The 12,684-nt window shown below is 39.7% G+C and carries 13 protein-coding genes; 1 reads left to right on the forward strand and 12 read right to left on the reverse strand.

Annotation, left to right across the window (positions count from 1 at the left end; genetic code table 11):
• Nucleotides 1-104 precede the first annotated feature (104 nt).
• Nucleotides 105-434, forward strand: a complete 330-nt coding sequence (metJ, locus tag IE199_RS06690) for a met regulon transcriptional regulator MetJ (RefSeq protein WP_189768473.1) — start codon at nt 105-107, stop codon at nt 432-434.
• Between the two features lie 20 nt (nt 435-454).
• Here metJ and IE199_RS06695 read toward each other — a convergent pair whose 3' ends face one another.
• From IE199_RS06695 to tsaE, 12 genes are all read right to left on the reverse strand, one after another.
• Entirely contained in the window at nt 455-790 is a 336-nt protein-coding gene (locus IE199_RS06695; protein ID WP_229854581.1) for a hypothetical protein, read from the reverse strand.
• Between the two features lie 123 nt (nt 791-913).
• On the reverse strand, nt 914-2,155 hold the full coding sequence (locus IE199_RS06700) for a malic enzyme-like NAD(P)-binding protein (protein WP_189768477.1): 1,242 nt from the start codon (nt 2,153-2,155) through the stop codon (nt 914-916).
• Nucleotides 2,156-2,582: 427 nt separating this feature from the next.
• Nucleotides 2,583-3,881 carry an adenylosuccinate synthase gene (locus tag IE199_RS06705; protein WP_189768479.1) on the reverse strand — a complete coding sequence of 433 codons (1,299 nt, stop codon included), beginning with the start codon at nt 3,879-3,881 and terminating at the stop codon, nt 2,583-2,585.
• 134 nt (nt 3,882-4,015) lie between these two features.
• Nucleotides 4,016-4,201 carry a DUF2065 domain-containing protein gene (locus IE199_RS06710; protein WP_229854583.1) on the reverse strand — a complete coding sequence of 62 codons (186 nt, stop codon included), beginning with the start codon at nt 4,199-4,201 and terminating at the stop codon, nt 4,016-4,018.
• 73 nt (nt 4,202-4,274) lie between these two features.
• On the reverse strand, nt 4,275-5,156 hold the full coding sequence (gene hflC / locus IE199_RS06715) for a protease modulator HflC (protein ID WP_189768481.1): 882 nt from the start codon (nt 5,154-5,156) through the stop codon (nt 4,275-4,277).
• 3 nt (nt 5,157-5,159) lie between these two features.
• Nucleotides 5,160-6,302, reverse strand: a complete 1,143-nt coding sequence (hflK, locus tag IE199_RS06720; protein ID WP_189768483.1) for an FtsH protease activity modulator HflK — start codon at nt 6,300-6,302, stop codon at nt 5,160-5,162.
• Nucleotides 6,303-6,376: 74 nt separating this feature from the next.
• Nucleotides 6,377-7,663 carry a ribosome rescue GTPase HflX gene (hflX, locus tag IE199_RS06725; protein WP_189768490.1) on the reverse strand — a complete coding sequence of 429 codons (1,287 nt, stop codon included), beginning with the start codon at nt 7,661-7,663 and terminating at the stop codon, nt 6,377-6,379.
• Between the two features lie 33 nt (nt 7,664-7,696).
• A complete protein-coding gene (hfq, locus tag IE199_RS06730) occupies nt 7,697-7,960 on the reverse strand; it encodes an RNA chaperone Hfq (RefSeq protein WP_189768497.1) in 264 nt (87 codons plus the stop codon).
• A gap of 105 nt (nt 7,961-8,065) precedes the next feature.
• Complete coding sequence (gene miaA / locus IE199_RS06735) at nt 8,066-9,010, reverse strand: tRNA (adenosine(37)-N6)-dimethylallyltransferase MiaA (RefSeq protein ID WP_189768499.1); 945 nt, start codon at nt 9,008-9,010, stop codon at nt 8,066-8,068.
• A 6-nt stretch (nt 9,011-9,016) separates the two neighbouring features.
• Nucleotides 9,017-10,855 (reverse strand): DNA mismatch repair endonuclease MutL, encoded by a 1,839-nt coding sequence (mutL, locus tag IE199_RS06740; RefSeq protein ID WP_189768501.1) that lies wholly within the window; start codon nt 10,853-10,855, stop codon nt 9,017-9,019.
• A gap of 3 nt (nt 10,856-10,858) precedes the next feature.
• Complete coding sequence (locus tag IE199_RS06745; RefSeq protein WP_189768503.1) at nt 10,859-12,175, reverse strand: N-acetylmuramoyl-L-alanine amidase; 1,317 nt, start codon at nt 12,173-12,175, stop codon at nt 10,859-10,861.
• Between the two features lie 18 nt (nt 12,176-12,193).
• Complete coding sequence (gene tsaE / locus IE199_RS06750; protein WP_189768511.1) at nt 12,194-12,682, reverse strand: tRNA (adenosine(37)-N6)-threonylcarbamoyltransferase complex ATPase subunit type 1 TsaE; 489 nt, start codon at nt 12,680-12,682, stop codon at nt 12,194-12,196.
• Between the last annotated feature and the right edge of the window lie 2 nt (nt 12,683-12,684).

A 12,684-nucleotide genomic window follows, 5' to 3' on the forward strand; every position in this document is an offset into this window, starting at 1 on the left:
ATCAAGCGCTTTAGACATCTAAACTTCTACACATTCATTGTTGACTCATAGCAGACAAACAGTAAAATCTGACATATCAAGATTATAGGTAATTAGAGGTCTCTATGGCACAGTGGAATGGCGAGTATATTAACCCATATGCCGAACACGGTAAAAAGAGTGAACAGGTTAAAAAAATCACTGTATCTATTCCTTTGCGTGTGTTGAAGGTATTGACGGATGAACGCACTCGACGCCAAATAAACAACTTAAGGCATGCAACCAATAGTGAATTGCTGTGTGAAGCCTTTTTGCACGCATTTACTGGTCAACCATTACCTTGTGATGACGATCTTGCAAAAGATAATGAACATAAGCTACCCAAAAGTGTAAGGGATGCATTAGAAGCTAGAGGCATTACCGATTTTAGTCAGTTTGAAGATGATGAAGACTAAGGTGCATTACCGCCTTAGTATCACTTTTTGTTTTTTACTGTCATACCGTCAATTATAGCGACCAACCACACCGATAAAATAATTATCATTAATTGCTGCCCAAGCACTAAATCAAAATAAATTGGGTTTTTCGACATTTCATCGGCAATTGCTTGCTGAGTTAGCATCAGTTGTCCTGCCATTACTTTATCAACTAAAGGCTGAATTTTACTGACAATAGTTGAGAAGAAATAAACAACTGTGATTAAAAATATGGTGATAAAAAGTATTGCCCGTTTAAAACGCTTTAAAACGAGTTGTCCTGCTCCTGGACAAAGAAGCAAATTCAAAATTAGCGCTTTCTTTCTATTGTTCAACACTTAATCCGATCATCAATCTTGTTAAAATTGTAGATTTCCTCTACTAATGTTCACGGTTCTAATGAAAAAAGATCAGCGGCTTATTCAGAGCCGCTGAGCTATTTTATTTAACTAACTAGGTTAGTCTTGATATTTTTCTGGCAATTCTAACCCAGCAACTCCAGAATCAACCGCTGCTCTTGCTACTGCTTTGGCTACTCGATGACATAAACGAGGATCCATCGGCTTTGGAATGATATAGTTTTTACCAAAGTTTAACTCTACATCACCACTTGCAGCCAATACTTCTGCTGGAACTTCTTCTTTAGCAATTTCTCGGATGGCATGCACACATGCAACCTTCATTGCATCATTTATCGTTCGAGCGCGAACATCAAGAGCGCCTCTAAAAATAAAAGGAAAACATAGCACATTGTTAACTTGATTTGGATAATCAGAACGACCTGTTGCTATGATTAGGTCATTTCTAGCGGCCAAAGCAACCTCAGGTTTAATCTCAGGATCAGGGTTAGAACAAGCAAAAATAACAGGGTTTTCAGCCATCAGTTTTACGTGCTCAGCCGTTAATAAATCTGGTCCTGAAACACCAACAAAAACATCCGCGCCATCAATCACATCTTCCAATGTACGCTTGTCCGTATTATTGGCAAAAAGCTTCTTATATTCATTAAGGTCATCACGACGAGTATGAATAACACCCTTAGTATCTAACATATAGATTTTTTCACGTTGTGCGCCACAACTGATTAATAACTCCATACAAGCAATTGCAGCGGCACCAGCGCCCATACAAACGATATTAGCTTGTTTTATGTCCTTGCCTTGTATCTCTAGCGCATTAATCATACCTGCCGCTGTAACTATCGCTGTACCATGTTGATCGTCATGAAATACTGGGATTTTGCAACGTTCAATTAGGGCTTTTTCTATTTCAAAACATTCTGGTGCTTTAATATCTTCTAGGTTAATGCCACCAAAACTATCGGCAATGTTTGCAACCGTATTAACAAACTCTTCAACCGTTTTGTGTTTTACTTCAATATCAAAAGAATTAATATCAGCAAATCGCTTGAATAATAAGGCTTTACCTTCCATTACCGGCTTAGCTGCCATACCGCCCAAGTTACCTAAGCCAAGTATTGCTGTACCGTTTGTGATCACCGCAACTGTATTTCCTTTACCGGTATACTGATATACCGCATCAGGGTTCTCGGCGATTTCTCTTACAGGCTCTGCAACACCTGGGCTATAGGCCAGAGATAAATCTTGGCTTGTCTCTGCAGGTGTTGTTAATTCAATACCAATTTTTCCTGGACTAGGAAATTGGTGATAATCCAAAGCTTGTTGTCGAAAATCTTTCATGGGTGTGATCCTAATGCGTTAATCAAATTAATGTGGTGTTGTTATTTTTGCCCTATGTTATGGGAATGTTATAGCAAAATTCAACCCTGACCAGTTAAGCTAGAACACCCGTTTTATCTGGAAAATTTAGCTAATTTTGCAATAGAATTCACATAACAAATAATGATATTCGTTATTCATTCAACATTTTCCCTTAACAAACTTTAGTTATATCGACACCAATTGTTATAACATTTGGGAAATTAGCCGCAGATCGATGAGGTTTAACCATCTAAAAGATGATGCGAAATGTTTAGATTATTTGAATAGATATTCGTCAATTTTTCTTTGAAAATATTTGAGACCAATTGAATTGACGGTTAAATAAAATTGCAGACATAAAAAAACCACCTTCGCATGAGGTGGTTTTTATAACTCACTAGTTTAGTTATTCACTAAATGGATTAACTAAAATAATGGTTTCTACACGATCTGGACCAGTCGAAATAATATCAACAGGTACACCTGTCACTTCTTCAATACGCTTAATATAAGCGCGAGCGTTTTCAGGTAATTGTTCAACTGAAGTAACACCAACAGTAGACTCAGTCCAACCAGGTAATTCTTCATACACTGGTGTAACTTGTTCATAACCTTCAGCGGCAGTTGGTGGAACGGTAATCACGTCACCATTAGCTGTTTTATAGCCGGTACAGATTTTCAACGTTTCTAGTCCATCTAAAACATCTAGTTTAGTTAAACAGAAACCACTAATTGAATTAATTTGCACTGCACGATGCATAGCAACAGCATCAAACCAACCACAACGACGCTCACGTCCAGTTGTTGCACCAAATTCATGACCAACTGTACCTAAGTGGTTACCAATTTCGTCATTTAATTCAGTTGGGAACGGACCTGAACCTACGCGCGTTGTGTATGCTTTGGTAATACCTAACACGTAATCTAAGTAGCGAGGGCCAAAACCACAACCGGTTGCCACACCACCAACTGTCGTGTTTGATGACGTCACATAAGGGTAAGTTCCATGGTCAATATCAAGTAAAGTACCTTGAGCACCTTCAAACATGATAGAGTCACCACCCTTGCGAGCTTGGTCTAATAGCTCAGGAATATCAGCAATCATGCCTTTGATAATTTCGCCAACTTCTAGTGCATCAGCTAATACTTGATCATAGTCAACAGCTTCTGCTTTGTAATAATTTACTAAAGCAAAATTGTGATACTCAACGATTTCTTTAAGTTTAGCGGCAAAGGCTTCAGCATTTAATAAATCACCTACACGCAAACCACGACGAGCAACTTTGTCTTCGTATGCAGGACCAATACCGCGGCCTGTTGTACCGATTGCTTTGCTACCACGAGCTTTTTCACGCGCAGCGTCTAATGCATTGTGATAAGGAAGAATTAATGGACAAGCATCACTGATCAACAAACGCTCACGAACCGGAACACCGCGTTCTTCAAGCATTTTGATTTCAGTCATCAATGCTTTAGGGCAAAGTACTACACCATTACCGATTAAACATTTTACGTTTTCACGTAACACACCAGAAGGAATAAGGTGTAATACAGTTTTTTCACCATTAATCACCAAGGTATGACCAGCATTGTGACCACCTTGGTAGCGAACTACATATTTGGCTTTATCAGTAAGTAAGTCTACAACCTTACCTTTACCTTCGTCACCCCATTGGGTGCCGAGAACAACGACGTTTTTACCCATATTTACATATTGGAAAGAAAATTAGGCGGGGATTCTACCAAAATCCAGTATTGAGTCCAAGCAAATATTTGGTCGATTTTAAGACGATTTAAAAAATGAAAGAGGATGAAAGACTTAGCAAGTCAGAATATTCATTAAATTAACCACAAAATAAGCGCACCAAAACATACACCAGTTAAACCAATAGTACGAATGTTGTTGGGGCTTTCTTGGGCTATTTTTAATACGTAGCTTCGCCACTTATTTGGAAACAAAGCTGGGATTAGTCCTTCGATGATAAAGGCGATTGCAACAGCAGTTAATAACAACTCCATAGTCATATTTTATTTCTCATATAAAAAAGCCACGATTAATATAAATTAACCGTGGCTTTAACAAAATAGTATTTCGCCGTTATTTAGGCTTTGTACTTTCTTTCATATAATGAAAGAAGTCGTTATCAGGTTTAACTACCATGATATCATTCTTGCTATTAAAACTGTTCTCATAAGCCATTAGACTTCTATAGAAAGTAAAGAACTCAGCATCCTTCTTATAGGCATCTGCATAAACTTTTGCAGCTAGAGCATCTCCTTCACCACGAATTTCATGCGCTTGTTTTTGCGCATTAGCTAACATAACAGTCACCTTAGCATCAATTGTTGCTTTGATAATTTCAGACTGCTCTTGCCCCTTTGAACGGTGCTCTTTAGCTACTGCGGTGCGTTCTGCGCGCATGCGGTCGTAAATTGAATTACTGACTTCGGTAGGTAGATTAATTGCTTTTACGCGAACATCAATTACCTCTATTCCCAAATCTTCTTTACTGCTTTCAGCACTTTCTAATGCTTTAGCCATAATGGTATCACGATCGCCAGAAACAATTTCTTTTATGGTACGAGAACCAAATTCTGTTCTTAAACCATTATTGATTTTTTGTTTCAATAACGCTCTAGCATTTTCAATTGAGCCTGATGTTCTCAAGTAGTATGTTGAGAAATCAACGATACGCCATTTAGCATAAGAGTCGACCATCAAATCCTTTTTCTCAGACGTTACAAAGCGGTCAGGTGCTTCATCAAGTGTTTGAATACGAGCATCGATTTTACGAACGGTTTCAATAAAAGGTAACTTAAATTGTAATCCCGGCTCATATACGATCATTTCACCTGCGTCATCACGTTTAATTTTCGAGAACTGGAATACAATTCCTCTTTGTCCTTCAAAAACCACGAACACACTCGAAACAGTCAACACAAATAGTGCGGCAACAATAGCAATAATTAGGTTTTTCATCGCTTAGTCTCTCCCACTATTAAATCTATCTGAACGACCACTAATCGCCGGAGAAGAAGGCGGGTTAGTGTTTGTATTATTCAACGTCGAGTTTGGTATGGTTACCGAACGCTGTTGCGTTGAATGCTGCTGGATGATTTTATCAAGTGGTAAATACATCATGTTATTACCGCCATCAACATCAACCATCACTTTGCTGGTATTGCTATACACTTTTTCCATGGTGCCTATATATAAACGCTGACGAGTAACTTCTGGTGCAGCTTGATATTCTGGTAATATTTTTTCAAATCTAGCAACAGCACCTTGTGCGTCTAATACCGTTTGCTCTTTGTAAGCTAGAGCTTCTTGCTCCATACGTTTAACACGACCACGAGCTCTTGGCTCAATGCCTTTTGCATAAGCTTCTGCTTCACGAATAAAGCGAATTTCATCTTCTTGTGCAGCAATTGCATCATCAAATGAGTCTTTGACCTCTTCTGGAGGACGTGCATCTTTAAAGTTAACATCAACAATGATGATGCCTAAGCTGTAACGCTCAATAATACTTTCTAGCTCACTCCAAACCGCTTGTCTTACTTGTTCACGACCACTAGTTAACACATCATCCATTCTTGAATGACCAACAACGTAACGTAGTGCGCTGTCTAAAGATTGACTTAAACTGTCATCAGCATTTGTAACGCTAAATACATAGTCACGAGGTTCAACAACACGATACTGGATTTGCATTTCAACACGAACTACATTTTCGTCTTGGGTCAACATAAAACCCGAAGCAGGAAGATCACGTGTTGTTTGCACATCGACGGGAATAATACGGTCGATAAATGTCCACTTCCAACGAAGCCCCGGCTCCACAGTACCTGCAAATTGACCAAATCTTAATACGATGCCTTTTTCAGCCTCTTTAATGGTATAAAAACCACTAAAAGCATAAACAAGTACGGCAACAACTAAAGCTAAGCCAATACCAACAGATGAAAAACTCTTACCGCCACCGCCTGATGACTTTCCACCAAATACACCACCAAACTTATTACCTAAATCCTTTAGTAAATCGTCTAAATCTGGCGGCCCTTGATTATTTCCACCTTTATTTTTCCAGGGATCTTTATCGTCTTTCCCCGGTTCATTCCAAGCCATAACGCTCTCCGTTACTAATACTGAATGTCAATCATGACATATTAAGTCAATAATCGGCTTAATATATCAGTCTGTTAACTTTCGATAAAGCGCTCAATTGCATCTTCATCTTGTTTTATGAATTTATTCCATTGCTCAATAGGCATTTTTATCTTTAATAAGCAGTTACCTTGCTCGTCATACTGCTCATCAGAAATACAATTTAGTTGATACAACTTACCACGCAACCTACCGAATGCTGGTGGTATCTTCAAGTTATGCTTGACTATTTGCTTTGCCAAACGCTCTGTTAATGCAGCAAATAACAAATCCGCACCTGTACCTTGCTGTGCCGACAACCAAACTCGTGAAGGCAATTGGTTATCATCTCTGTCTATACGAGGTGAGAAGTCTTCTAGTTTATCTATTTTATTACAAACTAGGAGTTGCGGTACGTCACCGGCTTCAATTTCATTCAATACCGCTTGTACTTGCTCAATATTTTCAGCGCGCCTTTCATCTGCGATATCAATGACGTGAATAAGTAGGTCTGCTTCTCTAGTTTCGGTTAATGTCGCCTTAAACGCGGCAACTAAGTCGTGAGGTAAGTGACGAATAAACCCAACAGTGTCCGCTAGAATAACAGGCCCAACATTTTCAACCTCTATTCGACGCAATGTTGGATCTAAGGTAGCAAATAGTTGGTCGGCCGCATAAACGCCAGCCTCAGTTATCTGATTAAATAAGGTCGATTTGCCAGCATTGGTATAGCCAACAAGTGACACAGTAGGTATTTCTGCGCGATTACGTGCTCGTCTGCCTTGTTGACGCTGTTTTTCAACTTTCTCTAAACGTTTGCGAATATTAACCATCCGCTCTCGTAATAAACGTCTATCGGTTTCAAGCTGAGTTTCACCAGGACCACGAAGGCCAATACCACCTTTTTGGCGTTCAAGGTGAGTCCAACCTCTGATGAGGCGAGTGCTAATATGTTTGAGTTGCGCTAACTCTACTTGTAATTTACCTTCATGAGTGCGCGCTCGTTGCGCAAAAATATCAAGAATAAGTGTAGTCCTGTCGACGACTCGACATTGACACAAAGCTTCAATATTTTTTTCTTGAGAAGGCGATAGGCTATGATTAAACAGGATAACGTTAGCATCATATAGCTTTACCGCCTCGGCAATTTCCTCTGCTTTACCGCTACCAACAAAATACTTTGGGTGGGGGCTATTTCGTTTACCGGTAATCACACACAGGGAATCAATACCCGCAGAACCAACAAGCATTTCAAATTCTTGAAGGTCTTCGCGAGCATTTTCATCTGGAAAATCTACATGAACAAGTATCGCCTGCTCACCTGCTTGAAAACGATCAAACAAATGAGCAACTCCAAACAATACTTTGTTTAGTCATTAATCTTGACTTTCCATTGGTTGGTTAAAACCACCTTGTGGTGTTTGAGGTGCAGTATTCACTGCGCGAGCAGGAACAACTGTAGAAATGGCATGTTTGTAGACCATTTGACTAACGGTATTTTTAAGTAAAATAACGAATTGATCAAACGACTCTACTTGTCCTTGTAATTTAATACCATTTACTAAGTAAATTGCTACAGGTATGCGATCGCGACGTAACGCATTTAAAAATGGGTCTTGTAAAGATTGCCCCTTTGCCATTATTAGGCCCCTTTTGTTATTGTTGTCAAAATAAAATGTATGTCATTCTGGATAGTACAGCGAGCTTGAAGTAACTAACCATTAAACCTAATTATACATTAATGTTTATAGTTTGCTTAACGCTTGAACAATTTGTTGAAGATTGTCTTCACTTTCCATGTCAAGCCATTGCAAATTTGGCCAATTACGCAACCAGGTTAACTGACGTTTCGCTAGTTGGCGTGTAGCACAAATCCCTTTAAACACCATGTCTTCGTGACTATATTCACCATTTAAATATTGCCACATTTGTCGATAACCTACACAACGAATTGACGGTAAATTTTCATGTAAATCATTTCGTTGTTTAAGTTTAACAACCTCTTGTTCGAACCCCTGAGCGATCATTTGTTCATATCGCAATGCAATTCGAGCATGCAAATCCGCCCTTTCTTTTGGCGCAATTGCAAATTGTAGTACGTCCCCCTTTAAGGTTTCTCCTTTTATATCAGTTAACTGTGTTAGTGTTTTTCCAGTAAGTCGAAAAACTTCTAAAGCACGTGTTAACCGCTGAGGGTCGTTCGGGTGAATTCGCTTTGCCGATACAGGATCAACTAAACCCAATTCATCATGTAAAGCTTGCCATCCTCTATCTTGCGCTTGCTTCTCTATTTCAGCACGCACATTGGCATCTGCTTCAGGTAGTGGTGATATTCCCTCTACCAAACTTTTAAAGTACATCATTGTACCGCCAACAAGCAGCGGAATTCTGCCTTTTGCACGAATCTCAGCTATTTCAGCCAAAGCATCTTTACAAAATTCGGCAGCCGAGTAGCTCTCGCTAGGGTCTTTGATATCAATTAATCGGTGCGGGTAAGATGCCAACTCTTCCTGAGTGGGTTTTGCCGTACCAATATCCATATCTCGGTAAACCAAAGCAGAATCAACACTGACAATATCGCATGGCAGTTGATCATGCAACTGAAATGCTAAAGCCGTCTTGCCTGACGCTGTTGGCCCCATAAGGCAAATCACTGGCGGTAGTTTTTGTTCAGACGACGTTTTTGCCACTTTTATTTAACTATCTAACTGCTGTATTGACGATGTAAGGTCAATTATAGTTGAATTCAAGGTCAATTCTTCGTTTATTTGTTTTTTATCCAGCAATCTGCTCTCCTGATAAAGCATGAGCATATTTTGCTGAGTAAACTCTGATGTCGCTAATTGACTTGCCAGTGCTTGTTGTAAATAACTGTCGTTAAGCCCATCTATTTGTGTAAGTTGATACAAACACTCAACTACTGCAATAAAACTAGAGGTTACGTCTTTTTGTCTTAATATGGCAGGATATTGCCTGATGATTAGTTGGTTTTTTGCAACAACTTGTAAATGAATGCCAATCTTCTGCATTTCTAACTCATGTGTTTTAACAAAGTTAACTAGCTCAGCACTAAGGTTAAGTTTTACTGGCAGCAATAATGGTTGACTGGTAATGCCTGTTGGCCACATCTGTTCAATGCGTTTTATAGCTATAAATTGGCTCAACTTTTTTAGTGATAAAAGACGACAGTTCTCTTCATCTGAATATATGGCATAACAAGGTGGAAAAAGCACCCATGGGCAGCTTTGTGAATTGTCATTGTGATCACTTTCCCGCCCAAGTGTAAAATAAGGCGTGCTCATTAACGCACTATATGCTGTTTTCTCTTGCGAGGACGGCTTACTTGCATCAAAGTTGCCTCGATGCGAGCTCGCTGATGAATAGCCACTGGCAAAAGCAGCGTTACTTCTAAGCGGTTGAATATAATCTTGAACTTGTTCAGTTGCTTGTGCAACAGCTTGATATTCAGCAGAGGTTGACTCTTGCGCTAAATAATCACTAGTCGAGTGTTCAACCACTTCTGCAAAAGCAGGCATTGCTTGCTCAACTAAGGTTTTGTGACAAATAGAATAAATAAAGTCGTGAATATAGCGGCCATGATGAAACCTGACCTCATGTTTTGCCGGATGCACATTGACATCAACATCTTTAACATTTAGCTCCAAAAACAAGACAAAAGCAGGGTAATGGTCAGCCGGCAACATGTCTTGATAAGCTTGCCGTATAGCATGATTAATCAGCTTATCTCGCATCATTCGGCCATTTACGTAGCTATAACATAGATCATTTTGGCTGCGACTAAATTGTGGTGAAGCGATCCACCCAGACAAGGTTAACCCATCATGTTGACAATACACTTCATGTGCATGTTCGATAAAACCATTACCACATACTTGAGCCACTCTTTTTGCCTGCTTTTGAGGTGTATCAGCCAAGCGGAACTGTTTAACAACTTTACTGTTATGAACTAAGGTAAATGCGACATTGAACTTAGCAAGCGCGATGCGCTTAATCACTTCTTCAATATGAGAAAACTCGGTTTTTTCCGTCCGTAGAAACTTTCTTCTAGCAGGTGTATTAAAGAACAAATCGACCACATCAATTGTTGTTCCATTACCATGAGCTGCTGGCTGCACAGTTACTTCCATATCTCTGCCAAATGCTTGAGCCTGCCAAGCTTCCTCTTGCGCTTCAGGTTTTGATGTTAAAGTCAGTCGAGAAACCGAGCTAATACTGGCTAGTGCCTCACCACGAAACCCTAGCGATGAAATTCCCTCTAAGTCGTCTAAATCTTTTATTTTACTTGTAGCATGGCGACTTAGAGCAAGTGTTAATTCATCTTTAGCAATGCCTGAACCATTGTCTGAAATTCTTATTCGTTTTGCGCCGCCTTTTTCTATTTCTATTTTGATAATAGTTGCGCCAGCATCTAAGCTGTTTTCAACAAGCTCTTTTACTACAGATGCAGGACGCTCTACTACCTCGCCAGCGGCTATTTGGTTGGCGAGACGAGCAGGAAGAATTTGAATGGTCATAACTTAATCCGCGCGGGGAATTTTTAATGTTTGTCCGATGTGAACAACGTCAGATGATAAATTGTTTAGCGATTTAATTTTACCGACGGAAACATTATACCGATGAGCAACGACAGAAAGAGACTCACCACGACTAATTTTGTGCTGACGGTACCCTTGCGAAGCATAATAAGTACCACTTGGAGCGTTGGAGCTAAAGTAACTGTCGATTGAGTTAAAAATAGCTCTGGCAAGCTTTTGTTGATGAGCGCTTGAGTTTAATCGCTTTTCCTCGCCAGGATTTGAAATAAAACCTGTTTCGATCAACACGCTAGGAATATCAGAAGACTTCAAAACAGCTAAACTTAAACCTTCTGGCCTTTTTTTATGCAGTTTAGTCACTTTTTTCAGTTCTCGTAAAACATGCTCGGCAAAGGTGTAGCTACTTTCCATAGTGTATTCTTTTTTCATGTCTGCTAGTGTTAGCGCAAGGTTATGATCTTCTGTCATTTTGATAGTCTCACCTGCTCCACCTAACAATTCAGACTCTTCTTGTCTATTAGCGATCCAACGGGTAAATTCTGAGTGAGCTCTGCGACTCGACTGTACTAGCACAGAAGCACCACTAGGTTGAGGAGACGTAAAAGCATCGGCGTGTATTGAAACCAATAAATCAGCTTTATGCTTTCTTGCAATCACCGTTTTACGATTGTGGTTAACATAGTAGTCGCCCGTTCTCACCATTACAGCTTTTAAACCCGGTTGTTTATTAATAAGCGCAGTTAACTTTTTAGCGATCTTCAAGGTTACATGTTTTTCATATGTTCCACGAGGTCCAATGGAACCTGGATCTTCACCACCGTGCCCCGCAACAACTGCAATAACAATATCTCTTTTGTTGTTTATTGTTGGAGTATCTTTTTGAGCTACTCGATCTTTATCGTATAAATCGACTACTAATCGGTCACCGTACTGCCCTGCTGGCGCCAATGCAAACACGTTTAGTTGATATGCTTCTGTTAAGTCGAGCACCAAACGTGTTGAATTTTTCTCTTTAGGTGAAGACAAGCGAATATTTTTAATGCGTTTATCTTTTGCAAGTAAATTTCTTAGCGATGCAACATTTTGTGTATCTTTAAAATCAATCACCAACCGCTGAGGGTTGGTCAGCGAAAAATATGTAAACTCGGGGGTTGATTTTAGGTCAAATACCACACGGGTGTTTTCGGGTGAAGGCCAAACCCTCACACCATCAATTGAGTTCTTTGCAAACGCATACTGACTAATCGCTAACGCAATTACTGCGATAAAAATACGTAGATGCGCAACACACAACTGCATCGGTAACTAATCCTCGTTTTAATCTTGCTCTAATAGTGCCAAAAGACTTTGTCCTTTGGAAGTGTGGGCTAACATTTCAACAGCCCGGGCTTGTCCTTGGTAACTCAAGTTCAATGTAATATCAGCATTTGGCAATACGCCAGCACCTTTTTCAGGCCATTCAACAAAACACGAAGCTTGTGCTGAAAAATAATCGCGAATTCCCATGAATTCTAGTTCCTCAGGATCAGCTAGCCTGTACAAATCAAAATGATAAGCCTGCCATTGCCCTAGGTCGTATGGCTCTACTAATGTATAAGTTGGACTTTTAACCTTACCTGAATGCCCTAAGCCCTGTATAAAGCCGCGTGTCAGCGTGGTTTTTCCGGCCCCCAAATCACCATTTAAATAGACGACAATCCCCTGTTTTAGTTCATTTTTAATAGCATTAGCGATGCGATTACCCAAATTCACAGTAGCGTTTTCATCCGCCAATGATTGGTTAAATTCGGCTAGAATATCACTCATAG

Origin of the sequence: Thalassotalea marina (genome assembly GCF_014656435.1) — a bacterium.
In the GTDB taxonomy this organism is placed as follows: Bacteria; Pseudomonadota; Gammaproteobacteria; order Enterobacterales; family Alteromonadaceae; genus Thalassotalea_C; species Thalassotalea_C marina.